The organism is Nocardiopsis potens DSM 45234, assembly GCF_000341105.1.
GTDB classification, from domain to species: Bacteria; Actinomycetota; Actinomycetes; order Streptosporangiales; family Streptosporangiaceae; genus Nocardiopsis_A; species Nocardiopsis_A potens.
The window spans coordinates 37,395-63,248 of the sequence record NZ_ANBB01000039.1 but is presented as its reverse complement, the minus strand read 5'-3'; the positions used below and the strand labels follow the sequence as shown (position 1 = coordinate 63,248).

At 75.3% G+C, this 25,854-nt stretch carries 22 protein-coding genes; 11 read left to right on the top strand and 11 right to left on the bottom strand.

Features of this window, described 5'->3' with window-relative positions:
- The first annotated feature begins 8 nt into the window (after positions 1-8).
- The 4 genes from D459_RS0115695 (at position 9) to D459_RS33690 (ending at position 5,308) form a co-directional block, all read left to right on the top strand.
- Complete coding sequence (locus tag D459_RS0115695; protein ID WP_017593965.1) at positions 9-710, top strand: Crp/Fnr family transcriptional regulator; 702 nt, start codon at positions 9-11, stop codon at positions 708-710.
- Between the two features lie 136 nt (positions 711-846).
- Positions 847-1,866 (top strand): hypothetical protein, encoded by a 1,020-nt coding sequence (locus D459_RS36370; protein ID WP_017593964.1) that lies wholly within the window; start codon positions 847-849, stop codon positions 1,864-1,866.
- Entirely contained in the window at positions 1,863-3,935 is a 2,073-nt protein-coding gene (locus D459_RS35870) for a hypothetical protein (protein WP_017593963.1), read from the top strand. The genes D459_RS36370 and D459_RS35870 overlap by 4 nt, the downstream gene beginning before the upstream one ends.
- Positions 3,932-5,308: a hypothetical protein gene (locus D459_RS33690; protein ID WP_026120434.1), complete on the top strand. Its 1,377-nt coding sequence runs from the start codon at positions 3,932-3,934 to the stop codon at positions 5,306-5,308. Before D459_RS35870 ends, D459_RS33690 begins: the two co-directional genes overlap by 4 nt.
- Before the next feature lie 505 nt (positions 5,309-5,813).
- Here the strand turns inward: D459_RS33690 and D459_RS0115675 are convergent.
- Entirely contained in the window at positions 5,814-6,158 is a 345-nt protein-coding gene (locus D459_RS0115675) for a serine protease inhibitor (protein WP_017593962.1), read from the bottom strand.
- Between the two features lie 459 nt (positions 6,159-6,617).
- Between D459_RS0115675 and D459_RS0115670 the strand changes: the two genes are divergently transcribed.
- A complete protein-coding gene (locus tag D459_RS0115670) occupies positions 6,618-7,454 on the top strand; it encodes an NAD-dependent protein deacetylase (protein ID WP_017593961.1) in 837 nt (278 codons plus the stop codon).
- Between the two features lie 27 nt (positions 7,455-7,481).
- On the opposite strand, the gene D459_RS0115665 is transcribed toward D459_RS0115670, so the two are convergent.
- Positions 7,482-8,249, bottom strand: a complete 768-nt coding sequence (locus D459_RS0115665) for a hypothetical protein (RefSeq protein WP_017593960.1) — start codon at positions 8,247-8,249, stop codon at positions 7,482-7,484.
- Between the two features lie 197 nt (positions 8,250-8,446).
- On the opposite strand from D459_RS0115665, the gene D459_RS0115660 reads away from it, so the two are divergent.
- The 5 genes from D459_RS0115660 to D459_RS0115640 all read left to right on the top strand — a co-directional run bounded on the left by D459_RS0115660 (position 8,447) and on the right by D459_RS0115640 (position 13,212).
- Positions 8,447-9,136, top strand: coding sequence for a Crp/Fnr family transcriptional regulator (locus tag D459_RS0115660; RefSeq protein ID WP_017593959.1), 690 nt, complete (start codon positions 8,447-8,449; stop codon positions 9,134-9,136).
- Positions 9,137-9,296: 160 nt separating this feature from the next.
- Positions 9,297-10,070 (top strand): hypothetical protein, encoded by a 774-nt coding sequence (locus D459_RS0115655; protein WP_017593958.1) that lies wholly within the window; start codon positions 9,297-9,299, stop codon positions 10,068-10,070.
- Positions 10,067-11,761 (top strand): hypothetical protein, encoded by a 1,695-nt coding sequence (locus D459_RS0115650; RefSeq protein ID WP_017593957.1) that lies wholly within the window; start codon positions 10,067-10,069, stop codon positions 11,759-11,761. The genes D459_RS0115655 and D459_RS0115650 overlap by 4 nt, the downstream gene beginning before the upstream one ends.
- Before the next feature lie 51 nt (positions 11,762-11,812).
- Positions 11,813-12,388: a hypothetical protein gene (locus tag D459_RS33685; RefSeq protein ID WP_017593956.1), complete on the top strand. Its 576-nt coding sequence runs from the start codon at positions 11,813-11,815 to the stop codon at positions 12,386-12,388.
- Positions 12,388-13,212 carry a hypothetical protein gene (locus D459_RS0115640; RefSeq protein ID WP_017593955.1) on the top strand — a complete coding sequence of 275 codons (825 nt, stop codon included), beginning with the start codon at positions 12,388-12,390 and terminating at the stop codon, positions 13,210-13,212. Before D459_RS33685 ends, D459_RS0115640 begins: the two co-directional genes overlap by 1 nt.
- Positions 13,213-13,366: 154 nt before the next feature.
- Here the strand turns inward: D459_RS0115640 and fdhD are convergent, their stop codons facing one another.
- From fdhD to D459_RS0115615, 5 genes are all read right to left on the bottom strand, one after another.
- Positions 13,367-14,227 carry a formate dehydrogenase accessory sulfurtransferase FdhD gene (fdhD, locus tag D459_RS0115635; protein WP_026120432.1) on the bottom strand — a complete coding sequence of 287 codons (861 nt, stop codon included), beginning with the start codon at positions 14,225-14,227 and terminating at the stop codon, positions 13,367-13,369.
- A gap of 58 nt (positions 14,228-14,285) precedes the next feature.
- Positions 14,286-15,290, bottom strand: a complete 1,005-nt coding sequence (locus D459_RS0115630; protein WP_017593953.1) for a 2Fe-2S iron-sulfur cluster-binding protein — start codon at positions 15,288-15,290, stop codon at positions 14,286-14,288.
- A complete protein-coding gene (locus tag D459_RS0115625; RefSeq protein ID WP_026120431.1) occupies positions 15,287-17,443 on the bottom strand; it encodes an NAD(P)H-dependent oxidoreductase subunit E in 2,157 nt (718 codons plus the stop codon). The genes D459_RS0115630 and D459_RS0115625 overlap by 4 nt, the downstream gene beginning before the upstream one ends.
- 1,632 nt (positions 17,444-19,075) lie before the next feature.
- Positions 19,076-21,094: a molybdopterin oxidoreductase family protein gene (locus D459_RS0115620; RefSeq protein ID WP_017593951.1), complete on the bottom strand. Its 2,019-nt coding sequence runs from the start codon at positions 21,092-21,094 to the stop codon at positions 19,076-19,078.
- Positions 21,095-21,230: 136 nt separating this feature from the next.
- Positions 21,231-22,250 (bottom strand): 2-dehydropantoate 2-reductase, encoded by a 1,020-nt coding sequence (locus D459_RS0115615; RefSeq protein ID WP_017593950.1) that lies wholly within the window; start codon positions 22,248-22,250, stop codon positions 21,231-21,233.
- Positions 22,251-22,483: 233 nt separating this feature from the next.
- On the opposite strand from D459_RS0115615, the gene D459_RS0115605 reads away from it, so the two are divergent.
- The gene (locus D459_RS0115605; RefSeq protein WP_017593949.1) at positions 22,484-23,203 is read left to right on the top strand and encodes a GntR family transcriptional regulator; all 720 of its coding nucleotides are present in this window, start codon (positions 22,484-22,486) and stop codon (positions 23,201-23,203) included.
- 73 nt (positions 23,204-23,276) lie between these two features.
- On the opposite strand, the gene D459_RS0115600 is transcribed toward D459_RS0115605, so the two are convergent.
- The 4 genes from D459_RS0115600 to D459_RS0115585 are packed head-to-tail and all read right to left on the bottom strand — an operon-like array spanning position 23,277 to position 25,640.
- Positions 23,277-23,975 carry a class I SAM-dependent methyltransferase gene (locus D459_RS0115600; protein WP_017593948.1) on the bottom strand — a complete coding sequence of 233 codons (699 nt, stop codon included), beginning with the start codon at positions 23,973-23,975 and terminating at the stop codon, positions 23,277-23,279.
- A 3-nt stretch (positions 23,976-23,978) separates the two neighbouring features.
- Positions 23,979-24,779 carry a tRNA-dependent cyclodipeptide synthase gene (locus tag D459_RS0115595; protein WP_017593947.1) on the bottom strand — a complete coding sequence of 267 codons (801 nt, stop codon included), beginning with the start codon at positions 24,777-24,779 and terminating at the stop codon, positions 23,979-23,981.
- Positions 24,776-25,123 (bottom strand): DUF6092 family protein, encoded by a 348-nt coding sequence (locus tag D459_RS0115590; RefSeq protein WP_051065442.1) that lies wholly within the window; start codon positions 25,121-25,123, stop codon positions 24,776-24,778. Before D459_RS0115590 ends, D459_RS0115595 begins: the two co-directional genes overlap by 4 nt.
- Positions 25,086-25,640 carry a nitroreductase family protein gene (locus tag D459_RS0115585; protein ID WP_017593945.1) on the bottom strand — a complete coding sequence of 185 codons (555 nt, stop codon included), beginning with the start codon at positions 25,638-25,640 and terminating at the stop codon, positions 25,086-25,088. The genes D459_RS0115590 and D459_RS0115585 overlap by 38 nt, the downstream gene beginning before the upstream one ends.
- Between the last annotated feature and the right edge of the window lie 214 nt (positions 25,641-25,854).

The following is a 25,854-nucleotide window of genomic DNA, read 5'->3' as shown; positions in this document are numbered from 1 at the left end:
GGAACCGGGTGGGCAGGCAGGGTTTCGGGGCGCTGGTCTCGGACGAGCAGTGGGCGCTCTTCCTCAAGGCGGGGAGCACGCGGCGGTTCGCCGACGGCGAGCCGGTCATCCGGCAGGGCGAGCGGGAGGACGCGGTCTACATGCTCGCCGAGGGGACGGTCAAGGTGACCGCGGTACGGCCGGACGGGATCGAGGCGCTGCTGGCGCTGCGCGGACCGGGCGAGGCGCTCGGCGAGATGTCGGCGCTGACCGGGAGGGCGCGGACCGCGACGGTGGCGGCCTCCGGCGGGCCCTGCCTCACCCGGGTGCTCAGCGGCGCCCAGTTCCGGCTCCTGCTCCGCCGGCAGGGGCTGGACGGCGCCCTGCTGGAGCACCTGGTGCTCCGGCAGACCGAAGGGGAGTCGGTGCGGACCGAGATCACGGCGCTGCCGTCGGCGCAGCGGATCGCCGCCGCCCTGCTCCGGCTCGCCGCGCTGACCGGGAGCGACGTCGGGACCGCGCCCGGCGGGCAGCGCGGGGTGGTGCTCCGGCTCGGCCTGTCCCAGCGGGAGATCGGCGACTGGGTCGGGCTCTCCCGCGCCTCGGTCGCCGCGGAGTTCCGCCGGCTCCGGGACGGCGGCGTCATCCGCACCGGGCGGCGGTACATCGCGGTGCTCGACGTGGACCGGCTGCGCCGGACCGCCGCGGGCGAGGGCGGGCCCCTCGGCTGAGCACCGCCGGCCGGGCGCGGGGCGGACGGCTCCGCTGTGTCCAGGAATCGACACTGCGCCGCGCCGCACCGGGCCAGAGTCGGGGGAGGCGGCCGCGGAGGCCGCCGCCCGCCCCCGACCCCGGAGGAGAGACCGCATGGCGGAGTACCGCGGACGCGCCCGGCGCACCAGCTCGAACATGCCGCCCTACCGCGCCGTCCTCGCCGTCGACGTGGAGAGGTACAGCCGAACCACCTCGGCCCAGCAGCGGCTGCTCAGCAACACGGTGCGCGACGCGCTGGAGCAGGCGTTCGCCGACAGCGGCCTGGAGGAGGTGTGGCGCACCGCCTCGTTCCCGCAGAGCACCGGCGACGGCTACCTGGTCGGCGTGCCCACCGAGTACCTGCCCAGGCTCATCCACCCGCTGCTGCCGGAGCTGCAGGACGTCCTGGACGACATGCAGCCCGCGCTGGCCTCGGAGGACCGGTCGCTGCGGCTGCGGCTGCGCGCCGCCATCGGCCTGGGCCCGCTGCCCGACACCGGCGGCGAGGAGCGCGGCGACGGCATCGGCACCGCGATGAACGAGACCCACCGGGTGCTGGACTCCCCGGCACTGAAGAAGGCGCTCGCCGACTCCGACCCCGACATCACCTTCCTGGCCGCCGGGCTGACCCGCCGGGCCTACGAGGACGCCGTGCTCGGCGGCTACGTCGCGGTCAAGCAGCGGCTGTTCCAGGGCGTCATGGTGGACCTGCCGGACAAGGAGTACCGGGCCGAGTCCTACATCTACGTCCCGCAGCCCTCGATCAACCCGGGCGGCCCGGCCCCGGAGGGCCCGGGGGAGTCCGCCGTCCTCGCCGGAGACGGCCCCGGCGGCCCGCCCGCGCCTGCGGACGCGGCCGCCGGCGCCCCGCGGACGCGGCGCAGGAGCGCCTCCGGCGGCGCGGCCGCAGAGGTCGAGAACAGCGTCGGCGGCGACTCCAAGAACACCTTCCAGGCCCGCACCGTCCACGGCGACGTGTACAACGGCGACACCCGAACCTCCGTCCAGCACGGCGGCATCGGGTCGATCGGCGGCGACGTCGGCACCGCGGTGGCCGGTGCGCAGGGGCCGGTCAACATCGGCGGCAGGCAGGTCAACGGCTCTTCCGACCAGGATCCGGAGGAGGAGGCGTGACGGCCCCGCCGGCGGGCGGCATCGGGTCGATCGGCGGCGGCGTCGGCGCCGCGGTGGCCGGTGCGCAGGGGCCGGTCAACATCGGCGGCAGACAGGTCAACGTCACCGCGCCGGTGGACCTGGCCGAGCTGCTCCAGATGCTCGCGGAGACCGCGGCGGACGGCGATGCGGCCGGCCGCGGCGGCACCATCACCGCCGCCGACGTCGAACGGAACGGGCGCTGCTTCGTGGAACCGGGAGGCTTCCCCGAGGTCGACCCGGACGGGGCGCCCCCGGGGACGCTGCTGCTGACCGGCACCCCGGGGAGCGGGCGGCGCGGCGCGGCCATGCGCTGGCTCCAGCTGGCCGGCGGGGCGGCCCGGCGGGCCCGGGCGATCCGCACCCTGCCCGACGGGGGCGGGAACGGCGCACCCCTGCTCGACCAGGAGGCGGTCGCACCCGGAGAACTCCTCTACCTGGACGCCTCCCTGGAGGACGAGGACGGCGGTCTGCTCACCCGGCTCGCGGCCGAGCTGGCGGGCTACCGCGCGGCCGTCGAGCGGAGCGGGGCCTGGCTGGCGGTCGTGCTCGACCCGGGGCAGACCCGCGCGCTGCCGGACGCCGACCGGCAGGAGGCGGTGTCGATCCGCCGCCCCGACGTGCCGGAGGTGTTCGCCGCCCACCTGCGCGTGCTCGGCCTGGAACCGCCTCCGGGGTTCGACCCGGCCGAATGGCTCGGCTCCTGGGCCGGTTCCGCGAGCGTCGGGGAAGCGGCCGACCTGGCGCTGCTCGTCCGGCAGGCGCAGCGCGCCGCCGCGGCCGGGAGCGGTTTCGAGGACTGGTTCACCGACGCCTTCGTCTCGGTCGCGGACTGGAGCGAGGAGATCGGCAGGCGGCTCGACGAGCGGAGGAGCAGCGCGGAGCGGGCCGTACTGCTGTCCGCGGCGGTGCTGGAAGGGCTCTCCGCGGAGCAGGTGTTCGCCGGGGCCCAGCGGCTGCGGGCCAAGGCCGCCGCCCCGGAGGACGAGGAACCGCCGCTGGAGCGCAAGGGGTTCGCGGCCCGGCTGGCGGAGCTGGGGGTCGGCGTGCACGCCGACCGCCGGGTCGCCTTCACCGAGTTCCGCTACGCCGCCGCGGTGCGCATGCGCTTCTGGGACGACTACCCGTGGCTGCACGAGGAGTTCGAGGAGTGGATCGCCGAGTACCTGGACGAGGAGCCGCTTCCCGCCGGGGCGCGCACCGCCGTCGCCGAGCGGCTGGTCGAGCAGTGCCTGCGTGTCGGCCGGGGCGACGCCGTGCTCGCCCTGGTCGGGCGGTGGGCGTCGGAGGAGGGCGGGATGACGGGCCAGGCGGTCCGGGCGCTGCGGATGCTCCTGGAGGACGAGCATGCGGCCTCGGGGACGCGGCGCTGGCTCTACGCCCAGGCGACATCCCCGGAGACCCCGGAGGTGCGTGCGCTCGCCGTCACCGCGGTCTGCCTGGAGGTGCTGGTCGGCACCCACCCGCACCAGGCGGTGGTCCGGCTGCACCATGTGGCGCGCCGCCGGGGGCGGTCGCAGGCCGCCGAGGAGGCCGCCCGGGGCCTGGTCCGGCTGGCGGAGGGGGACCCCCGCCTCCGCGGCGCGGTCCTGCACCGCTTCGCCGACCGGCTCGCGGTACCGGGTGGCGCCCACCGCCGGACCGACGACGAGCTGCTGTACCGGGTCACCGATCCCGGGGTGCTCGGCCGGGCCGGCCGGTTCCCCGCCGACCGGCGGGAGGCCGCGGACTTCCGCCGGGCCCTGGCCGGGGCGATGGCCGCGGACCGGGCGGAGGCGGTGCGCCACACCGAGCGCTGGCTGGAGGCCGCCGAGGAGGGCGGCCTCTGGGCGGAGGCGGCGGGGCTGGTCGCCGAGGCGGGGACGGAGGCCGGGCGGGGCGCCGTGCTCTATACCGCTGCGCGGCGCTGGGTCCTGGCCGGGGCCGGCCCGCGGGAGCGGGCGCGGCGGCGCACCGCCGCGCTGGGGTTCAGGGACGGACTGGACGAGGCCCGGGCCGGGGGGCGAAGAGCCGGCCCGGGGCGGAGTACGGACGGAGGGATCCGAGCGTGATCGGGAACGTTCTCGTGTGGGCCGCGGCGCTGCTCGCGGCCGCCGCGGTGGCGGTGGCCGCGGTCTTCATCGGCTGGTGGGCGCTGCTCGTCGCCGCGCTGCTGCTGGTCGCGGGCGGACTGGGGCTGCTGCTGGCGCCGGCGCTGCGGGGCCCGGGAGGGCGGGGCGAGCGGCCGCCCACCGGGGAGGACGAGCCGGACGGGGACACCGGTCCGGTGCTCCCGGGCCCCGTGGAGGAGGCGGGGGAGCACGCCGCCCCCGACTACCGGCGCAAGCACGTCTTCCGCCGGGAGGTGCCCAGCGCCCGGGAGGATTACGCGCTGCTCTTCTCCGCGGTGGTCTGCTGGCGCGGACGCGACCTGGGCGACGGCGCGGCCGAGGGCGCCGCGGTGGCGTCGGTGATGGAGCGGGTCCGCGCCTTCACCCTCGCGGTCGGGCCGGAGGACGCCGAGGCCGAGCAGCCGCTGCTGGCCGCGGCCCTCGGCGCCGGGCCGTGCCGGCACCCCGGCGTGTGGGAGGCCTGGGCCGAGGAGGTCCGCCTCGAACTGCCCGCGGCCGACGCCGAGCGCCTCCGGCACCTGCGCGAGGTCCGCAAGCGCAAGGCCGCCCGGGAGGAGGAGCGCGAACTGGAGCGCCTGGAACGGGAGTACCTCGGCGGCGACGTCCTCGCCGACCCCGGGCGGGCGGTGGTCTGGTGGCTGGCCCGCAATCCGGACCGCATCGAGGAGGCGGTCGACCGGATCGCCACGCTGACCCGGCTCTCCTCGGCGGCGACCGGCTCGGAGGTCCCGGAGGTCTACCGGGACCTGATCCGGGAGGTGGGAGCCGCGCTCCGCCCTGCCGCGGCGGCGGGCGGCGAGGACCAGGCCGGCGGGGACGGCGCGGCGGCCTCCGAGCCCTTCGCCGGGGACGGCCCGGCCGGGGCCCCGCCCGGGGACGGAAGCCCGGCGGAGCCGGAGCCGGGCCGGGCGGGGACGGGCCCCGCCGACCTCGGGGAGCTCTGGGCGGAGTCGGTGCGCGGGGCCGTCGCGGCCATGGACGAGGACGGCGCCGAGGCCTTCATCGACCGGATCGCCCGCGAGCTGGACCAGGCCGGCCGGCCTGAGGCGGCCGAGCACGTCCGGGAGAGGTTCGGGCTCGCCGACGCCTGGGCAGAGCCGCCGGAGGGCGCCTCCGCCGAGTCCGGTTCCTCCGTCGCGGGGACCGCCGGGGCGGATGCGGAAGGAGGGGCCGGGGCCGGTGAGCCGTCCGGCGGCGAGCCGTCCGCCGAGCCTCCGGTGGGAGCGGGCCCGGCCGCCGGGAACGGTCACGCGGCCGCCGCCCACCGGCCCACCGCCGGCTCCTCATGGAACGGGTCGGCCGGAGCCGGCTGATCCACCGCGCCGCCGGCCGCCGTTCGACGGCGGCCGGCGGCGCATTCTCCGGAAAGGTTCGACGTTCCGGGTGGATACCGTATTCGGAATGGGCGTTCGGGGTGATGCCGCCGGAGATGCGAGGGAAGTCGGGAGGGCATCCGGTTCGCCCGATCCGTTCTCCAGGGATCGGCGTGGAGGGACGGTCGGATGGAGGCGGCGGTATCCGGTGGAATGCCAGAGAGGGGAGAAAAGGGGATCAGTGGAATTCTCCGGACTTCCTTCAGGAAAAGCGGGTCCGGAGAGGGGGTGGCGGGAAAACGGTTTCCGGGGCGGGGTGAGCCTCGGGAATCCCGGCTCTCAGGCGGGGGCGGCGGGAAAAAGCCCGCCCGGCGGTGTCGCACCACCGCCGGGCGGGGGACCGGGGCGCCGCGCCCCTCGGGCCGCGCTCGCCGAGGGGCCCCGCTACTCACGGCGGCCCGGTCAGGCCGGTCCCGGGGAGGGGGGTCCCCGGGACCGGGGTCCTTCAGCCGATGCTCGGTATGCGCGTCACCAGCAGGGGGGACGTCTCGGAGTCATCGGAGGGGGAGTGGAAGATGCGCACCCGGTCGCAGCGGAAGTCGGTGGTCACCGCGGTGTCCTCGGGGACCTCCAGGGCGGTGACGAAGGGGTTCTGCTCCTCGATGGTGCGGATCGCGATGTCGGTGGGCACCCCCACCAGCTCGGGCCAGCTCTGCTTTCCGATGCAGTGCTGCGCGGCGGAGCCGGGGGAGCCGGCGCCGTGCTGCTCGGCGGAGGCGAGGGCGGGAAAGGCGAAACCGATGCTCGTGGCAGCGGCGAAGACGGCGGTCGCGATGGTGACGCGGTTCATGGCCGAATCCTTCCAACTTGTGATTGCAAAGGACGCCAACGAAGTTAGCACGCAAAGTATCCGGGTGATTACGAGTGAATTTCGGTGGGGGTTGACAGGGGTGCTGATTACGTTCAGTGAAGTGTTCCCAGGTGGTGTGCGCGCTGCGGTCGCCGGGCCGCCCTCGGGCGCTTTTCGTTGAATTCGATACCAACCTCGTACTCGGTTCCGGATCTTCCGCGCGGACGTGCGGGTATGCGGGGCCCGGCGGTCCGGGAAAGAAGGGAGAGAGGTGAAAAAGTGGTTCTCATCACATACACCGTTCGGTTTCTCGGGAGAGAATTCGAAAACTTCGGGAAAGTTTTCACGAACGACTTCCGGGGCCCTACCGGGCATCGCCGCATTTCCCCTCGGAAAGGGCATCCGGGGTGCCGGCGGCCGGCCCCGGCCGGGGCGCATACCCTCGTGGGCGTGACGAACATGCTGGAGGCCGAGAGTCCGGCCGCTGCGGCGGCGCGCATCCGCGACGTGCTCGGAGAGGGGCCGGTGGCCGTGCTCACCGGCGCGGGCCTGTCCACCGACTCCGGGATCCCCGACTACCGGGGCCCGGGATCACCGCCCCGGACGCCCATGACCTACCAGCAGTTCGTCGGTGACCCCGCGTTCCGGCGGCACTACTGGGCCCGGAACCACGTCGGATGGGGCCACGTGCACCGCACCCGGCCCAACGGCGGGCACCAGGCGCTGGCCAGGCTGGAAGCGGCCGGCGTGGTCCGCGGCGTCATCACCCAGAACGTCGACACGCTGCACGGGGAGGCGGGCAGCAGGCGCGTCATCGACCTGCACGGCCGCTACGACCGGGTGGTCTGCCTGTCCTGCGGCCGCGTGATCGCGCGGCAGCGGCTCGCCGAGCGGCTGACCGAGCTCAACCCGCACTTCGCCGACAGCGTCGCCGACGTCGAGGTCGCCCCGGACGCCGACGCGGTGCTCGCCTCCACCGAGGGGTTCCGGGTCGCCGACTGCGAGTCCTGCGGCGGCATGCTCAAGCCCGACATCGTCTACTTCGGCGAGAACGTGCCCAAGGACCGCGTGCTGCGCGCCTACGCGCTCGTCGAGGAGTCCTCCGCCCTGCTGGTCGCCGGCTCCTCGCTGACCGTGCTGTCCGGCAGGCGCTTCGTCAAGCACGCGGCCGGAGCGGGCAGGCCGGTGGTGATCCTCAACCGCGGCGAGACCCGCGGCGCCCCGCTGGCCGACCTCAACGTCGACGGCGGCTGCACCCCCGTCCTCACCGCCCTGGCCGAGGCCTACGGGGCCTGAGCCGAACCCGGCCCGCTCACTCGCCCATCACCGTGCCGAGCAGGCCGAGCGCCAGGAGGCCGAAACCGAGGAGGGCGAGCGAGGCCCCCGCGGCCGCCAGGGCGAACCGCCGGCGCCGTAGCCGGCGGGACTGGTCGGCGGGGTCCCCGACGGTGACCAGGAGCGCATCGGGCTCGTCCGCGGTACCGCCGCGCAGCACCGCTCGCCGGTCTCGGCGTCGGCGCCCAGGAAACCGGTGACGAAGGCCCGGTCCCCGGGGCTGAGCCGGTGCTCGGTGAAGTCGATGGCGGGCGCCTGCCGCCCGGTCAGCAGTTCGGCGAGGGCGGGGCAGCGGGCGCGGACGCGCCGGGCCACCGGGATGTCCGGGTAGTCGGAGAAGCCGTACTGCTTCTCCTTGTAGCGCCAGACGGTGACGGCGCCGTGCAGCCCGTCGGCGCCCGCGGCGACGAGGACCGAGGCCTCCCCGGCCTCGTCGGCCAGCCGGAAGGGCTCCGCCGATGCGGCCCGCTCGGGGAGGTCGGGCATGCCGCCCCCGTTGCGGCGGAGGCGGGCCGCCACCTGCCACCAGACGCAGGCCTCCTGGGACGCGGGCCCCTCCAGGACGCCCGCCGGGCCGGGGGCGAGCCGGCCGCGCAGCGTGACCGGGGAGCCCGGACGGGACGGCCCTCCCCCGGCGAGCGCCTCCGCGACGCCGAGCACCTCGGACTTCTCCCGCCGCTCGATCGCCGCGCCCAGTCCGGCGGCGTGCACCAGCAGGACCAGCCCCAGAAGGCCGGCGATGATGAGGACGAACAAAACGGTGCTCCTTCGGAAGGCTCGGTGGCGGGCGGCCGAAGCATCCGACGGGGTGCGCGCGGGCAGGGGTTCCGGCCGGAGGGACGCCCCGGCCCCGGGTGGCCGGATCCGGTCAGAGGCGGGAGGAAACGGCTCCGGAGGGGTCCGCCGGGGATAACGCTGTATCCCCGGGGGAGCGGGTCCGGAATGGAGCGGAGATGGGCAGACAGGGTTTCGGTGCGCTCGTCTCGGACGAGCAGTGGGCACGGTTCCTCCGGGCCGGGGCGACGCGGCGCTTCGCCCCCGGGGACCGGATCGTGCGCCAGGGCGAGCGCGGCGACGCGGTCTACATGCTCGCCGAGGGCACGGTGAAGGTGTCCATGGTGCGGGCCGACGGGACGGAGGCGCTGCTGGCGCTGCGCGGCCCGGGCGAGGCGCTCGGCGAGCTGTCGGCGCTGTCCGGGCTGGCGCGGACCGCGACGGTGGCGGCCTCCGGCGGACCCTGCCTCACCCGGGTGCTCAGCGGGCCGCAGTTCCGACTGCTGGTCAAGAGCATGGCGCTGGAGGGCGCGCTGTGGGAGCACGTCGTGCTCCGACAGAGCGAGAGCGACTCGCTGCGCGCGGAGATGGCGGCGCTGCCCGCCGGCCAGCGCCTGGCCGCGCTGCTGCTCCGGCTCGCCTCGCTGCTCGGCGCCGACACCGTCCCCGGCGGGGGCGGCGGGCGCGGCACGGTCCTCAGGTTCGGGCTGACCCAGCAGGAGCTCGGGGACTCCATCGGGCTCTCCCGCACCTCGGTGGCCGCCGAGTTCGCCCGGCTGCGGTCGATGGGCGTGATCAGCACCGGGCGGCAGTACATCGCCGTGCGCGACGTGCGGCGGCTGCACCGGGTGGCGGTGGGCGAGGACTGAGCCGGGGCGCCGGTGGCGCACGGGCGGCGCGCGCCGCCCGGGGCTCCGCCGCTCCGCTGTGTTCGGATTCGGGCACAACGGCGGCCTCTTTCCGGGCAGAGTAGGGACCCCCCGGAACCCGGCGGCCGGAACCCGGCCCCGACCCCCAGGAGAACCGACCATGGCGGAGCCTTCGCCCGGCGGCCGGCGCGCGAGCAGGCGCATGCCGCCCTACCGGGCCGTCCTCGCGGTGGGCGCCGAAGAGTACTCCCCGGCGTCCTCCTACAACCGGCGGATCCTGCACAACACGGTGCGCGACGCGCTGGAGCAGGCGTTCGCCGACAGCGGCCTGGAGGAGGTGTGGCGCACCGCCTCGTTCCCGCGGAGCACCGGCGACGGCTACGCGGTGGGGGCCGACCCCGAGTACCTGCCGCTCCTCCTGCACCCGCTGCTGGGCGAGGTGCAGGAGGTCCTCGGTGACATGCAGCCCGGGCTGGCCTTCGAGGACCGGTCGCTGCGGCTGCGGCTGCGCGCCGCCGTCGGCCTGGGCCCGCTGCCCGACACCGGCGGCGAGGAGCGCGGCGACGGTATCGGCACCGCCATGGCCGAGACGCACCGGCTGCTCGCGGCCCCGGCGCTGAAGAGGGCGCTGGCCGGCACCGACCCCGACATCACCTTCCTGGCCGCCGGGCTGACCGCCCGGGCCTACGAGGACGCCGTGCTCGGCGGCTACGTCGGCCTGAACCCGCGGCGGTTCCAGCGGGCACCGGCCGCCGTTCCCCCCGCCGGGGACGGCGGGCGGCCCGGCGACGCCTACCTCTACATCCCCCAGCCATCCAAGCGGCCCCCGGGCGCGCAGGACGGATCCGGCGCCGCCCCCGGCGGCCCGGATGCGCGTCCGCGGGGCGGAACCGGCGCCGTCCTCTTCGAGGCGGTCGGAGAGGACCGGCGGTGAGCGGGCCCGCCGCCCCGGCGCGCAGCGAGCCCACCCGGCTGATGTGCGCCGGCGCCTACCTGGACGGGCGGTTCCGGCGCAAGGCCATCGCCGAACTGGTCGAGTGCCCGGAGCGGGTGGCCGCCCCCTCCCTGGGCTTCGACGCGGTGCCGGTGCTCCGGCACTGCCTGCACGCCCGCAGGCTGGAGACCGAGGCGGGCGGATGGCTCGTGCTGGTCTGGTCCACCTGGCCGGTGGCGGCACTGGCCGCGGGCGGCCTCTTCGGGATGTTCGCCGAGGACGGCGAGGCGGGGCAGGCCGCCCTGCAGGTGCTGGGCCTCACCCTGTGGTTCATGCTCGGCTTCGCCTCGCTGTGCCTGCTCGCCTGGGCGCGGAGGTTCGTGAGCGGCCGCCCGACAGGGGTCTACCTGGCCGACCGGGACGACAGGAGGAACCGGGAGGGCCGCCGGGCCTGGCCGGTCCTGGTGTTCAAGGCCGGCACCTGGGCCGCGTCGGCCGGTATCGGGACGACGATGCTCGGCACCCTGCTGCTGCCGCTGGACGAGGCCGGCGGGGCGCCCAAGGCCCTGGCCCTGCTGCTGGTCAACGGGGCCTGGCCGGGCCTGATCGCCCTCGTCGTGGACCGGCACCGCTCCCGGGTGGACGCCGTCCTGCTCACCGCCTTGACGCAGTCCGCCTTCACCGGCGCCGGCCCCGAGGTCCCTCCCCACTACGAGCCGCTGCTGCGCAGGATCGGCACCGAGCAGTACTCCTCCACCGTGCTGTACGACCCCGGCGACCCGTTCAAGGGGGCCGGGGCGCCCCGGCGGCCATGGACCCTGGCCCTGGAGCTCAGGCCGGTCTCGGACGAGGGCGCCCGGCGGCTCACCGGGCGCCGCCTGGTGGACGTCATCCGGCGGCGGGCCGAGGCCCTCACCGAGCGGGTCGACGAGGAGAGCCGGGACCGCCTCACCCACCTGGAGGTGAGCGAACAGGTGTTCCTCCCCGGACCGCTGCCCTACGGCAGCGGCCGCGCGCGGCTGCCGATCGGCCCGGAGGACCGGGAACCGGCGAAAGGCCACGTCGCCGACGCGGTGCGCGAGGGCGGCGAGCAGCGCCGGCACTTCCTGCGGCTGCGCGTCGGCGGCTGGGAGGAGGAGGTCGTCACGACGGTGTACGTGCGGGCGCACTGCCAGGGGCGGATGCTGCTGCTGGAGGTCGCACCGCATGTGCTGCCGCCGATCACCGACCGGTTCCGGGCGGTGGACGCCCTTCCCGGGAGCGCGGCGGACCGCGGCCCCGCGGCCCGGGCCGGCACCGCGCTGCTGCTGGCTCCGGCGGCCTCGTTCATGGCCGGCGCAGCGCTGTTCCGGGCGGCCGCCTCCGGGATCCGGGCGCGCCTGGCGGACAGGGGGCCCGCCCGGGCGGAGCCGCCCCGGGCGAGCCTGCGGGAGATCGCCTCCGGCGGCCGGCTCTCCCTGTTCCAGGAGATGGACGTGGAGCGCTACACCCAGACGCTGCACGGCCGGGTCGGCTCGGCGGTCCGGCGCAGTCTGGTGGACGCCGGCTACCAGGCCGACGAACTGCAGCGGCACATCGTCAACATCGGCGCCGGCGGGGTCTTCGTCGGTGGTTCGGTCACCGGCGGCGCCATCGCCTCGGGGCGGGGCGCGAACGCGGCGCACATCGGCGAGGAGAGCGAACGGGGCTAGCGGGGCACCCCTCGAGGGCCTGGACGAAGAGGACGAAGAGAGAGACGGGACATGACGCATCACGACCCCGAAGAGCCGGAGACCATCGGCGGCGAGCAGGGGGCGGGACTCTACATCGCGGGTTCGATGCTCGGCGGCGCGATCGCCACCGGCACCGAGGCCTGCGCCGAGGACCGCGCCCGCAGGGAGGGCGGCCCGGCCCCCGCCGACCTCCCCGCGCCGACGGTGCGCCCGACCGCCGCCCCGCCCGGGCAGGTCGTCATCGGCGGCCACGTCGCGGGCGGAGCCGCGGCGGTCGGGCCGGGCAGCAAGGCCGTGGACGCCTCGGTGCACACCGGTACGGCCCGTAGAGAGCTGGCCGGGGCGCTGGCGGGCGTCCGCAAGGAGCTGGCCGGGCGGGAGCACACCGTGGAGATCGCCGCGGTGGACGGCGAACTCGCCCGGGCCGAACGGGAGATCGCCGCGGAGGGCGGCCCCGGGCGCGAGGCGGTGGAGCGGCTGGCCCGGCTGTTCACCGGCGGCAGCACGGTGCTGCGCGGCGCCGCCGGCGCCGCGGAGGTGCTGGACGCCCTGAAGAAGCTCGTGGACCTGGCCCCCGGTGCGGCGGAGGGGCGGGAGGGCGGCTGATGGGCGGAACCGGTATGGCCGGCGGGCACCTGGAGTGGGACCCGGAGCAGCAGCGCTGGGTCCGGCCCGGAGGGCCGGCCGGACCGCCTCCCCGGGCGGGGCGGAGGCCTGCTCAGGGGGCGGGCCGGGCGGGGATCATCGCGGGGGTCGTGATCGCCGCGGTCCTGCTGGTCGGCCTCCCGGTGGCGCTCCTCGCCGCCGGGACCGGCCGAGGCGAGGAGGAGATCGGCGTCGGCCCCGGCGGAGCCGCCCCGGGGACGGAGTCCCCACCGGACGGCGGAGCCGAAGGCGGCGCCCCGCCGGACCGGGAGGCGCCGCCCGAAGAGGAGCGGCCGCAGGAGGACCAGGCGGAGGGCGGTGCGCCCCCTGCCGGGGAGGACGAGGCCGCGGGCGGCTACGAGTGGGTGGAGGAGGCCGACGGGTTCGCGCTCCGCGTGCCGGACGGCTGGGACCGCGCCCCCGACGGCGCGGAGGGCGCGGGCGCCGTCTACGTGGCCGACGACCCCCGCTACCGCCTCCAGGTGATGTGGGACGCCGACCCCGGAACCGACCCCTCCGCCGAAGCGGACGAGGTCCTCGCCTACGTCCCCGATTACCCCGGCTACACGGAGCTGTCCTACTCCGACGACGGGACCGCCGTCGAGTTCGAGTACACCTACGACAACCCCGAGCACGGCCCCCGCTACGTGCTGGCCAGGGCGTTCGGTGACGACCCGGTGTACGTGCTGGTCTCCGCGGGCCCCGAGCACGACCGCGCCACCGTCGCGGAGGTCCACGCCACCGCCGCCGAGGACTTCTGCACCGACACGGCGTTCTGCGGGTGACGGGTAGCGGGCGGGGGCCGGACGGCTCCGCGCCCGGCCGTGCGGGCCCGGAGAGGCCCTCGGGGAGGGCCGGGGCGCACCGAGGTGTCGGGACCGGTCGGCGCCGGGGGCTTGGTGAGCGCCGGCCGGTCCCGCGCCTACGGCCCGGCCGGGGTCACCGCTGGGCCGCCATCGGCGTCGGAGACGCCGCCTCCAGGGTGATCCGGTGTCGACCGGCGTAGACGTTCATGGAGGTGCCGCGGAGGAACCCGACCAGGGTCAGGCCGTGGGCGCGGGCCAGCTCGACGGCGAGGGAGGAGGGCGCCGAGACCGCGGCCAGGGCCGGGATCCCGGCCATCAGCGCCTTCTGCACCAGCTCGAAGGAGGCGCGCCCGGAGACCATCAGGACCGTGCGGCGCAGCGGCAGCCGGTCCTCGCGCAGCGCCCAGCCGACCAGCTTGTCCACCGCGTTGTGCCGGCCGACGTCCTCGCGCAGGCAGAGCAGCTCGCCGCCGGCGTCGAACAGGCCGGCGGCGTGCAGCCCGCCGGTGCGGTCGAACACCCGCTGGGCCGCGCGCAGCCGGTCCGGCAGGGCCGACAGCTCCTCCGGGGTGAGTCGCAGCGGGTCGTCGGCGACCTCCCAGCGGATCGCGGTGTGCACCGCGTCGATGCTCGACTTGCCGCACAGCCCGCAGGAGGAGGTGGTGTAGAAGTTCCGCTCCAGCGACGCGGCGGGCGGCGGCACGTGCGGCGCGGCCGCCACGTCCACCACGTTGTAGGTGTTGGAGCCGTCCTCGGCGGTGCCCAGGCAGTAGCGGATCGCGGTGATGTCGCGCGCGGCCGCCACCGCCCCCTCGCCGGCCAGGAACCCCGCCGCCAGGTCGAAGTCGTGGCCGGGGGTGCGCATGGTGACGGTGAGCGGGGTCCCGCCGAACCGGATCTCCATCGGCTCCTCGACGACGAGGGTGTCCGCGCGGTCGCCGGCGGACCCGTCCCTGATCCGCAGCACCTTCTCGCGGGTCGTCACTCGTCCCATAAGGCCTCCGCCTCCCCGGTGCTCTGCCCGCCACGGAACCGGCGCGCCCGTGTGCGGCTCATCCCATTCTCCCGGGTCCCCCGCCGCTCCGCCCCCTGCGGTCGGCCCGCTCGCCGTCCCGCTGCACGTGCTGGAAGCCGAACCGGCCCTTGATGCACAGGTTGCCGTGGGTGACCGGGTTGTCGTGCGGGGAGGTCACCTTGACGATCTCGTTCTCCTGGACGTGCAGCGTCACGTTGCACCCCACCCCGCAGTAGGTGCACACCGTGGTCGTCCGCGTCTGCCGCGACTCGTCCCAGGTGCCCTCGGCGCGCATGTCGAACTCGGTGGTGAAGGAGAGCGCCCCGGTCGGGCAGACCTCGATGCAGTTCCCGCAGTACACGCAGGCCGAATCGGGCAGGGCCACGTCGTGCTCGGTGGAGATGCGGGCGTCGAAGCCGCGCCCGGCCACACCGATCGCGAAGGTGTTCTGCCACTGCTCGCCGCAGGCGTCCACGCACTTGTAGCACATGATGCACTTGGCGTAGTCGCGCACGTAGAGGTCGTTGTCGTCCTTGGCCGGCTGCTCCACGGTGGCGGCGGCCGACCCGTCGCCCGCCTCGTGCTCGCCGGCGTGCCGGGCGTCCCGCTCGCCCAGCGGCGCGGGCTCGGCGCGCGGCCCGAACCGGTCCGGGTCGGCCCCGTACCGCTCGTTCCACTCCGCCACGCCCGGGGTGGTGGACAGGTCCACCGAGGAGCCGAGCAGCTCCAGCACCAGCCGGCGGCTGTGCCGGACCCGGGGGGAGTCGGTGCGCACCTCCATCCCCTCCTCGACCTTGCGCGAGCAGGCCGGCGCCAGGGTGCGGGCGCCCGCCACCTCCACCACGCACACCCGGCAGGCGTTGCGCGGGGTGAGCGTGTCGCCGTAGCACAGGGTGGGCACCTCGGTGCCGACCGCGCCGCAGGCGTCCAGGATGGTGGAGTCCTCGGGGACGCGGACCTGCTCGCCGTCCAGGGTGATGTCGACCAGGCGCCGGGGCAGGCCCAGCGGGACCGGGGCGACGCGGGTTCGGGCGGTGCTCACGGGGCCTCCTCGGGAGCGGTGGGGGAAGCGGGGGCGGTCTCCGCGAACACGCCCAGCCGGTCGATCGCCGACTCCACGGCGTTCCACGCGGTCTGGCCGAGCCCGCAGATGGACGCGTCGCGCATGGCCTCGCCGACCTCGCGCAGCAGCGGCAGCTCGGTGCCGGTGGCGGTGCCGCCGGAGAGGCGGACCAGCGCCTCCTCCTGGCGGACCGTGCCCACCCGGCACGGGACGCACTGCCCGCAGGACTCGTCCCGGAAGAACGCGGCGATGCGCACCAGCACGGCGGGCAGGTCCACGGTGTCGTCGAAGACCAGGACCACACCCGAGCCGAGGGTGGTCCCGGCATCGCGGGCGCCCTGCACCGTCAGCGGGAAGTCGAGCTCGTCGCCGCGGACGAAGCCGCCGGCCGCGCCGCCGAGCAGCACCGCCCGGGGGGCCCGGCCGGAGGCGGAGCCGCCGGCCAGCTCCAGCAGCTCGCGCAGGGTCGCCCCGAACGGCAGCTCGTAGACGCCGGGGCGGGCCACCGTCCCCGAGACGCAGTACAGCTTGGGACCGGTGGAACCGGGCACCCCGATCGAGGCGTAGGCGGGGCCGCCCATCTGCAGGATCGGCAGCACGTTCACCAGCGTCTCGACGTTGTTCACCGCGGTGGGGCGACCGAACAGGCCGTACTCCACCGGGAACGGGGGCTTGCTGCGCGGCTCGCCGCGCAGCCCCTCGATCGAGTTGAAGATCGCGGTCTCCTCGCCGCAGATGTAGGCGCCCGCGCCGCGGCGGATCTCGATGTCGAAGGAGAACCCCGAGCCCAGCACGTCCGAACCGAGCAGGCCGCGGGCGCGGGCCTGGGCGATCGCGTTCTCCAGCCGGGACAGCGCCCGCGGGTACTCGCCGCGGATGTAGAGGTAGCCGGTCCGCGCGCCGATGGCGTACCCGGCGATGGTCATGGCCTCGACCAGGGAGAACGGATCGCCCTCCATGATCACCCGGTCCTTGAAGGTGCCGGGCTCGCTCTCGTCGGCGTTGCACACCAGGTAGCGCGGGGTCTCCGGGCGCTGGGCGGTGGCCGCCCACTTGCGGCCGGTGGGGAAGGCCGCGCCGCCGCGCCCGGCCAGCCCGGCGTCGGTGACCTCCCGGATCACCCCGGAGGGGCCCAGCAGCAGCGCTCGGCGGAGCGCCGCGTACCCGCCGTGGGCGCGGTAGGAGTCCAGGTCCTCGGGGTCGGCGGTGCCGATCCGCCGGAGCAGCACCAGACCGGGGTCCCCGGCCTGGGGGACCGACGCCTCCGGGGGCGGTTCGGGCGCGGGCCCGGGCAGCGGGTCGGGGGAGAAGGTGGTGCGGGGCGCGGGCCGGCCGCCGTTGGGCGAGGCGCCGTTCAGGCGGTGCGCGCCGTTCGAACCGTTCGTGCCGCTCGTGCCGTCCGCGGGGCCCGTTCGGTCGGTGCGATCGGTGCGGTCCGCGCCGGCGGGCGCGGGGCGAGCGGCGGGATCGGTGAAGGCGCCGGAGGCGTCGGAAACGCCGGGGGCCGCATCCGGCGGGGCCGGTGCTCCGCACACCTCTTCGGCGGTGGCGGGCGCGGCGACGGCGTAGCGCGGCCGCTCCCCGGCCTCCAGCACGAGCGCGGCCGGGGCCCGTTCGCACAACCCGAGGCAGGGGCTCTCCGCCCAGGTCGCGGCCGGGCCTTCCGCATCCTCCGCGCCCTCGGGCCGGGCCGCCCCCTCCGGCGGCCCGGAGCGGGGCGCGTGGCCGGGCTCGCCCAGGCGCTCGGCGACCTCGGCGCGCAGCCGCCGCGCACCGCGGGCGGTGCAGGCGATGTCGGTGCACACGTGCACCTGCCGCCGGGGCCGCTCGCGCAGGGAGAGCATCGAGTAGAACGTCGCGACGCCGTACGCCTCGGCGGGCGGCACGGTCAGCCGCCGGCAGATGTAGCCCAGGGCCTCCTCGCTGACCCAGCCGATCCGGTCGTTGACCGCGTGCAGCGCGGGGAGGAGGAGGTCCCGGCGTGCGCGCGCGGCGTGCCCGCCGTCGGCGCGGCGCAGGTCGCCCTCGGTGCGGTCGCCGCCTTCCCAGGCGGACCCGGCCGGCCCGAGGAGTGCGTCGACCGCGGCGCGCTCGGTGTCGGTCGGCGGTGCTTCCAAGTGCTGAAGATCCACGTTCCCCGCTCACCTCTCCGTGTCCGAAAGAGCAGGTATCGACGTGTTAGCCACATCACAGGATTTTGTATACCGGCTACAGTATGCTGAGTATCGGTCGGTCGGCAACCCCCGATTCCGGTGAATTCGTCTCCGCCGTTCGGCGTGCCTGCGCGCCGTGCCGTCGCCGGATTCCTGCCGGATCCCCGCTGGATCTCCGCCGGGCCCTCGGGGCGCCGTCGGACCGGGCCCCGGGTGCACGTGATGGGCCTCCGCCGGCCCAGGGGGCGCGCCCGGGGCCCCTTTCCTGGTGGGTTTCCCGGTCGTGGTCCTCTCCTTTTCGTGGAGGTGCTGCAGGTGGGGTGGTGGGGGCGGTGGCCGTGGCGACGGCGGCGCGGGTGGCGGCGGGGTCGGGCGCTCCAGTCAGGTGCGGCGTCTCGCGGGGCGGGGGTTCAGGCTGGCGGCGAGGGCGGGGAGGGGGACCGGCTGGTCGGTCTGGTGCGGTGCCTCACGGGGTGAAGGTTCAGACCAGCAGCGACGGCAGCGGTAGGGGCGGAGCGGAGGCGGTCGCCCGGGCGCGGCGTCTCACGGGGTGGCGGTTCAAACGGGCAGCGAGGGCGGCGGCGGGGACCGGCTGGTCGGTCGGGTGCGGTGCCCCACGGAGCGGAGGTCAAGACGGGCGGCGAAGGTGGGCAGGGGCACCGGCCGGTCGGTCGGGTGCGGCGCCCCGCGGAGCGGAGGTCAAGACGGGCGGCGACGGCAGCGGTAGGGGCGGGGTGCAGGCGTCGCCCGGGCGCGGCGCCTCACGGGGCGGGTTCGCCGTTCCCGCGTTGCCCGGGCGTCGGGGCCGGCCGCCCTTGAAACTGCCGCACCTCCCTGACCTGGGTGAATGCGTAGGGTGATGGTTGGGTGGGGTGCCCTGCGCACCGCGAGAGCACCCCGGTGATTCCCGGGCGCGCATCCTGGCCCGGAACAGGCCTCCCGGGCCCCGAACAACCCCGATCGGGCCGGTGATCGGGGGTTCGAGCCGCCCGCAAGGCCGCAAAGCAGGGGGCCGGAACCCGGGCAGGGGCGGCGCGGGAGCGAGATGTCGCTTTTGCCCTGCAGGGAGGGCCCGTCTTGACCACTCTGGGTGATCGGCGAGGGGGTGGCGGGGCCCTTGGAGGCTAGTACTTGCTGGTAGATGTAATCGGGGTGCTGCGGAGGTGTGCAGGGCGCCCCCGCTCCCGCCCGATCCCCGCCGCAAACCAGGCATATAGGGATAAGACCCCCTGGCGGGCCCAGGCGAGTGGGCCCGCCCCCTCCGCCGGGGCGCCGCACCGGACCGACCGGCCGGCACGCCCTCCCGCCCCCGCTGCCCGCTTGAACCCCCGCCCCGCGAGGCGCCGCGCCCGACTGAGAAGCCCGGCGCCGTTCCGCCTCTATCGTCGCTGCCGGCTTGAGCCTCAACTCCGTGGGACGCTGCGCTCGGGCGATCACCTCTACCCGCCTCCACCTCCGCCGTCGCCGCTCGCTTGAACCTTCACTCCGTGGGGTGCCGCACTGGATCGGGATGCTCGGCCCCTCCTCATCCCCGTCCCAGCCCCCGCCCCCGGGCCGGGGCCCGGGCCCCGGCCCGGGGCCCTTCCGTCCGTCGGGCCCCGGGCGGGGTGGTCAGCCGGTCGCCGCGTGCGGGGCGGCCTCTGCCGGGGCCTTGGCGGTTTCCGCCTCCGCATGGGCGGGGGCGGTGTCCGAGGCGCCCTGGGCCAGGGCGGTCTCGGGGCGGACCTTCTCCACGCGGACTGCGGCGGCCTTGTACTCGGCGGTGCCGGCCACCGGGTCGGTGGCGTCGATGGTGAGGAGCTGGGTGTCGACCTGGTCGGGGAAGTGGAAGGTCATGAAGACCAGGCCCGGCCGCAGCTCGGGGGAGACGGAGGCGGGGACCAGCACCGAGCCCCGGCGGGAGGAGACCCGCACCGTCTCGCCGTCGGAGATGTCCAGGGCGGCGGCGTCCTCGGGGGAGATGTCCAGCAGCTCCCCGCGGCGCAGCGGGGAGGAGAACCCGCTGGTCTGCACGCCGGTGTTGTAGTCGTCCAGGCGGCGGCCGGTGGTCAGGCGGAACGGGAAGTCCTCGTCCAGCAGGTCCACCGGAGGGGAGTGGCCGACCAGGCCGAACGGGGCCGGCTCGCCGCGCTCGGCCGGGTCCTCGGCCCAGAGCCGCCCGTGCAGGTAGCTCGGCTCCAGGGCGTCCTCGGAGAAGCAGGGCCACTGGATGCCCTGGTGCTCCTCCAGCCGCTTGTAGGTCATCCCGCGGTGGATCGGGGAGAGCGAGCGCAGCTCGTCCCAGACCTCCTCGGAGGTGGGCCGCCGCCACGGGTGGCCGAGGCGCGCGGCCAGCTCGCACATGATCTCGATGTCGTCCCGGGCGCCCGCCGGCGGGTCCACCGCCTTGCGGACCAGCTGCACGCGGCGCTCGCTGTTGGTGAAGGTGCCGTCCGACTCGCACCAGGCGGCGCTGGCCGGCAGCACCACGTCGGCCTGTTCGGCGGTGCGGGTCAGGAAGATGTCCTGGACGACCATGTGGTCCAGCTCGCGCAGCCGGCGCAGTGTCGTCTCGGTCTCCGGCTCGGACTGGACCGGGTTCTCGCCGATCACGTAGAGCGCCTTGACCGCGCCCTCCTCCATGCCCTCGAACATCTGGGTGAGGTTGCGGCCCTTGTAGGGCCTGATCGGCACCCCCCAGGCCTCCTCGAAGGTCCGGCGCAGGTCGGCGTCGAGGATGTCCTGGAAGCCGGCCAGCCGGTCCGGGATGGCGCCCATGTCGCCGCCGCCCTGCACGTTGTTCTGCCCGCGCAGCGGCTGCAGCCCCGAGCCGTACCGGCCGACGTGCCCGGTGAGCAGCGCCAGGTTGATCAGTGCGCGGACGTTGTCGGTGGCGTTGTGGTGCTCGGTGATGCCCAGCGTCCAGGAGAGCTGGGCCCGCTCGGCCAGGGCGTAGGCGTGCGCCAGCTCGCGGACGGCCTCGGCGGGCACCCCGGTCACCTGCTCGGCCGCGGCCGGCGTCCACGGCTCCACCAGCTTCCGGTACTCCTCGAAGCCGGTGGTGGCCCGGCGCACGAACGCCTCGTTGACCAGGCCGGCGCGGATGATCTCGCGGCCCACCGCGTGCGCCAGCGGGATGTCGGTGCCGACGTTGAGGCCGAGCCAGCGGTCGGCCCACTCCGCGGTCGCGGTGCGCCGGGGGTCGACCACGAACAGCCGGGCGCCCCGGTGCACCCCCTTGAGCACGTGCTGGAAGAAGATCGGGTGGGCCGCCCGCGGGTTGCCGCCCCACACGATGATCAGGTCGGTCTCCTCCACCTCGCGGTAGGAGGAGGTGCCGCCGCCGGAGCCGAACGCCGCGGACAGCCCGGCGACGCTGGGGGCGTGGCAGGTGCGGTTGCAGGAGTCGACGTTGTTGGTGCCGATGACGACGCGGGTGAACTTCTGGGCCACGAAGTTCATCTCGTTGGTGGAGCGGGCGCAGGAGAGCATGGCGAAGGAGTCGGGGCCGTGTCGGCCGACGGCCTCGCGGAACCCCGCCGCCGCGCGGTCGAGCGCCTCCTCCCAGGTCGCCGGGCGCAGCTCGCCGCCTTCGCGGACGAGGGGCGCGGTGAGTCGTTGGTAGGCGGTGGTCCGCCGGTCCGATCGCATCGTGTCCTCGCAGGGGGTCGTTCTCCGGGGGCCGAGGGGCCCGCCGGTTCCGGTTCGAGAGGTCGGCGCTGGACGATACTGTCTACAGTATTCATCCGTCGTGCCGCGGGGCAAGGAGGAGCGGGGAGCGCCCGGCTCAGCCCGCGGGCGCGGCGGCCCGGGGCGGGGCGGTGGGCGCCACCGCCCCCTCCTGCAGCCGGTCGTTGAGCAGCCGGGCGAGCGCGTCGACGGTGCGCAGCGCCGGAACCTCGGCGCCGGTCGCCTCGGCCAGCTCGACCACGGCGGACAGGATCACGTCCAGCTCCATCGGGCGGCCGCGCTCCACGTCGTGCAGGGTGGAGGTGCGGTGGTCGCCGGCGCGCGCGGCGCCGGCCATCCGCCGGTCGATGGAGACCGAGGGGCGCACGCCGAGCCGCGCGGCGACCTCCAGGGTCTCCCGCATCATGGTCCGCGCCGTCGCGGCTGCGCCCCCGGCCGCGCAGATCTGCGCCATGGTCGACCGGGTCAGCGCGCTGAGCGGGTTGAAGACGATGTTGCCCATCAGCTTCACCCAGACGTCCTCGCGGATGTCCGGCTCCACCGGGCACTTGAGGCCGCCGGCGGTCATCGCGGCGGAGAAGTCCAGGCAGCGCCGGGAGACCGTGCGGTCCGGCTCGCCGATGGAGAAGCGCGTCCCCTCCATGTGCCGGATCACGCCGGGGCGCTCGATCTCGGTGGCGGCGTAGACCACGCAGCCGATGGCGCGCTCGGGCGGGACGGCGGCGCTGACCGCGCCGCCGGGGTCGGCGGCCTCCACCCGCCGGCCGGCCAGCGGCCCGTCGAACCCGTGGAAGTACCACCAGGGGATGCCGTTCTGCGCGGCGACCACCGCGGTGTCCGGGCCGAGCAGCGGGGCGAGCAGCGGGCCGCAGTCCGCGTAGTGCTGGGCCTTGAGGCCGAGCAGTACGTAGTCGACCGGTCCGACCTCGGCCGGGTCGTCGGTGGCCGGCGGGTGCGCGGTGAAGTCGCCGCGCGGGCTGAGCACCCGGACGCCGCCGGCGCGCAGCGCCTCCAGGTGCGGTCCGCGGGCGATGAGGTGCACTTCGGCGCCCCCGCGGTGCAGGGCGGCGCCGGCGTAGGCGCCGATGGCGCCGGCTCCGAGGACGGCGATTCTCATGGGCGGTCCCTTCTCCGGTCGAAGGAAATACTGTATACAGTATTCTGAAAAACCGGTGCCGTCGCCGCCATCGCCCGCGGGGGAGAAGGAACGAGGGAACCCGCTCGGGGGCGAACTTCTCCGCTTCTTTCCGGCTCCGCGGTGGAGAGGTGAGAGGGAAAGGTATTCCGTACACTGTCTACAGAACCCACGCGTCCCGCCGGCCGGCTCGGCCGAGGAACCGGAGGCCCCGCATGTCCCCCCAGTCGACCGACCACCGCCCCGCCGGGCGGCTGCGCCGGCCGGTGCCGCTGCGCGAAGCGGTCTACGAGTCCCTGCTCGACCTGATCACCACCCGGGCCCTACCGCCCGGCAGGCACCTGGTGGAGACCGAGCTCGCCGAGTACCTCGGCGTCTCGCGCCAGCCGGTGCGCGAGGCCCTGCAGCGCCTCAGCAACGAGGCCTGGGTCGAGCTCCGGCCCGGCTACGGGGCGTTCGTGCACACCCCCAGCGAGAGCGAGGCCGACCAGCTGCTGGCCGTCCGCGCCCTGCTGGAGACCGAGTCGGCCCGGCTCGCCGCGCGGCACGCCAGCCCCGAGGACGTCGCCCGGCTGCGCGCGCTGTGCAGGGACGGGGCCCGGGCGGCCGCGCGCGACGGCGTCGACGGCGCGGTCACCGCCAACGCCGACTTCCACCGCGTGCTCACCGAGGCCTCCGGCAACGGCGTCCTCGCCGAGCTGGCCGCCCGCGTCGACCGCCGGGTCCGCTGGTACTACGCCCCCATCGCCCGCCGCCGCGGCGCGGCCTCCTGGGACGAGCACGCCCGCATCATCGACGCCATCGAGGCGGGCGACGGCGCGCTGGCCGCCCGGCTGATGGGCGAGCACACCGAGCGCACCCGGCGCGCCTACCGCGACCACGGCGAGGAGGACCCCGCCGACCGGGAGGAGGGAGAGCCCTCCCGGGCGGTGTGAGCCCGGCCGGGGCGCGCCGGGCGCGGGCCCCGGCCGGGCGGGGGGCGGCCCCCGCCCCCCGCCCCGCCCTCCGTCAGCCCTTCTCCGCGCTGAGCAGCAGGTTGATCGGGGAGCGGACGCCGCCCGGGATCCCCTCCAGGGGCTCCCAGGTGACGGTGGAGAAGCCGGCCGCCCGGAGTGCCCGCTCGATGCTCCGCCGGCTCCAGTACCGGGCGGGCACCGTGGTCGGCGGGACGGTCGGGAAGGTGAGGCGGTACGGGTCGCCGTCGGCCGGGTCCTCGGAGCGGTCCACCACCAGCCCGTTGAACTGGACCGGGCCCACCGGCAGCTCGGGGTTGGCGACGTAGGCCAGCAGCTGGCCCCCGCCCGCGAGGTTCGCGTGGGCGCGCTCGCACATCCGCCGGAGCGCCGCGGCGTCCTCCGCGTAGTGCAGCACGGCCAGGGCCAGCACGGCGTCGAAGGAGCCGAGTACCGGCATGTCCGCGATGTCGTGCACCGCGAACTCGGCCCCCGCGGGGTCGCTCCGCTCGTTCCTCCGGGCCACCTCGATCATGGCCGGAGAGGAGTCCACCCCCAGGGCCCGTGCCGCGCCCAGCCGCCCGACCAGCCGGGTGTGGTCACCGGTGCCGCAGCCGGCGTCGAGCACCGAGAGGCCCTCGACCGGGCCGAGCGCCCGGAGCAGGGAGGGGATCTCCACGAGGTGGCGGTAGGTGCCGAACACCCGGTCCAGGTCGAGGTGCCTCTCCGCGACCGCGTCATACTCCTGGAGCACCGGTCACCTTCCTTCCTGGGGGGCCGGGTCGGTCGGGCGGACGACGATGAAGCCCTGCCCCGGGTGGCGGGGGATCGGCGATTCCTCCCGGAAGAGCGCCTTCGCGATCGGCATCATCTTGTGGTAGCAGGTCACCGAGGAGCCGACCCCCGCCATCTCCGGGGTGTTCAGGAAGAAGGGGAACTCGGCCCGGACGTAGGCCATCCCCGCCTCGAACATCTCGGATTCGGAGGAGACCAGCGCGGTGCCGTCCGCCCGGTCCTTGTAGAAGTCGGTGACCTGCTCCTCGCAGGCGTGCCGGAGCACCTCGTCCTCGCCGAGCAGCCGGTCGACCGACTCCAGCGCCGCGGCGTACGCCGGGAGGGGGACGTACTCGGACAGCGGGCGGACCGCGACGGAGCCGGCGGCGCCCGGCGCGGCCTCCACGCCCCTGCGGAGCCTGCGGCGCAGGTCCTTCAGCTGGGTCTTGACCCGCTTCCGCACCGAGGCCGGCGGATACCCCAGCGCCTCCAGCATGGTGTCGATGTGGGTATCGACGTACACGACGTCGATCCGCTCGAAGCGCGGGACGGCCCAGGAGAGCAGCCCGCCCACCCGCTCCGCGCTGAAGTAGGAGTTGCCCGCGCTCACCCCGATCAGCAGGTGGTCCCCGCGCTCGAAGATCCGCCGGCAGGAGGGGGTGGCGGCGTCCACCTCGAACGCCGCCCCGCCGAGGGGGCGGTCGGCGGAGGTGCGGGTGGTATCGCTCCCATGGTGCGCGGCGGCCTCGGCTCCCGCCTCCCGGGAGGTGCAGTTGCGGCTCATCCGCGCTCCCCGCCGGCCGAGGAGAGGACGTCCGACCCCTTCAGCGCGGTGAGCAGGGCCGCGCAGAGCTCGTCCAGGAAGTCGGAGAGGTCGTGGTATTCCATGGGCCCGCACATGAAGTCGTCCAATCGTGCTCGGATATCGGCGAGCCGCTCGTCGCGGAGGCCGGCCTTCTCGGCGATGATGAAAGTCCTGCGCGCCGCGTCCAGGCAGCGTATGGGCCCATAGGCCTGCGGTTCATTGAAAAGGCCGCGTGCACAATTGAGCAGATGCGTCGCGAGCAGGACCAATTCCTCGGTGACTTCTTCAGTTGTGGGCTGCGTCACGGTTCCCCCAGGTTTCATGTCTGATCACCTCGCTGCGGTCGCGGCGGGGCGGCGACGCCAGGGGGCGCGCCGGATGCCCGATGGACGCCAGGATGATGGGCTCCAGGTGTTTCGGCAGCTCAAGGATTTCCTGCACGGAATCGCGGCGGAAACTGGCGACCGGGCAGCCGCCGAGCCCCTCGGAATGCGCGGCGAGGAGAAGGTTCTCCACCGCCATGGCCACGCACAGCAGCCCTTCGTCCCAGAATTCGCCGTCGTCCTTCACGGCACGGGACCGGTCGAAGCAGGCGGCGACGATCAGCGGCGCCGGCTGGATGATGCCGGGCGCGAAGGCCCGCAGGAGCTTCAGCGTGCGAGGGTCCTGGACGGCCACGAAGGCCCAGGCCTGGACGTTGCCGGCGGACGGGGCGGCGATCATGGCGTCCAGCAGGCGCCGCAGCACCTCCGGATCGATCGCCTCCGGGGTGAAGTCCCTGACGGCGCTTCTGCCGAGCAGGACGCGCATGAAGTCGGATGGCTGGTCGGGGAGCGTCAAACGATCCTCCCGAAAACGAGAACGTATTCTGTTCTCCGGCTGGTGATCGGAAAGTCCTTCCGTGTCACTTCGTGCTTGTTGCCGAGAATTAATCGGTGATTCATTCGGGAAAAGTGTTCGGCGGCGCGCACGGTGCAGGGCTGCGGGGGATTGTTCGAGCGCGAGCGGCGGAAGAGAAGGGGGTGGGCCCTTGGAAGAAGAGGTTCCCCTCCGC

Coding starts and splice junctions, on each gene's coding strand:
- D459_RS36370 (WP_017593964.1), top strand. CDS start 847: ATGGCGGAGTACCGCGGACGCGCCCGGCGCACCAGCTCGAACATGCCG.
- D459_RS0115675 (WP_017593962.1), bottom strand. CDS start 6,158: ATGAACCGCGTCACCATCGCGACCGCCGTCTTCGCCGCTGCCACGAGC.
- D459_RS0115670 (WP_017593961.1), top strand. CDS start 6,618: ATGCTGGAGGCCGAGAGTCCGGCCGCTGCGGCGGCGCGCATCCGCGAC.
- D459_RS0115660 (WP_017593959.1), top strand. CDS start 8,447: ATGGGCAGACAGGGTTTCGGTGCGCTCGTCTCGGACGAGCAGTGGGCA.
- D459_RS0115655 (WP_017593958.1), top strand. CDS start 9,297: ATGGCGGAGCCTTCGCCCGGCGGCCGGCGCGCGAGCAGGCGCATGCCG.
- D459_RS33685 (WP_017593956.1), top strand. CDS start 11,813: ATGACGCATCACGACCCCGAAGAGCCGGAGACCATCGGCGGCGAGCAG.
- D459_RS0115640 (WP_017593955.1), top strand. CDS start 12,388: ATGGGCGGAACCGGTATGGCCGGCGGGCACCTGGAGTGGGACCCGGAG.
- fdhD (WP_026120432.1), bottom strand. CDS start 14,227: ATGGGACGAGTGACGACCCGCGAGAAGGTGCTGCGGATCAGGGACGGG.
- D459_RS0115620 (WP_017593951.1), bottom strand. CDS start 21,094: ATGCGATCGGACCGGCGGACCACCGCCTACCAACGACTCACCGCGCCC.
- D459_RS0115615 (WP_017593950.1), bottom strand. CDS start 22,250: ATGAGAATCGCCGTCCTCGGAGCCGGCGCCATCGGCGCCTACGCCGGC.
- D459_RS0115605 (WP_017593949.1), top strand. CDS start 22,484: ATGTCCCCCCAGTCGACCGACCACCGCCCCGCCGGGCGGCTGCGCCGG.
- D459_RS0115595 (WP_017593947.1), bottom strand. CDS start 24,779: ATGAGCCGCAACTGCACCTCCCGGGAGGCGGGAGCCGAGGCCGCCGCG.
- D459_RS0115590 (WP_051065442.1), bottom strand. CDS start 25,123: ATGAAACCTGGGGGAACCGTGACGCAGCCCACAACTGAAGAAGTCACC.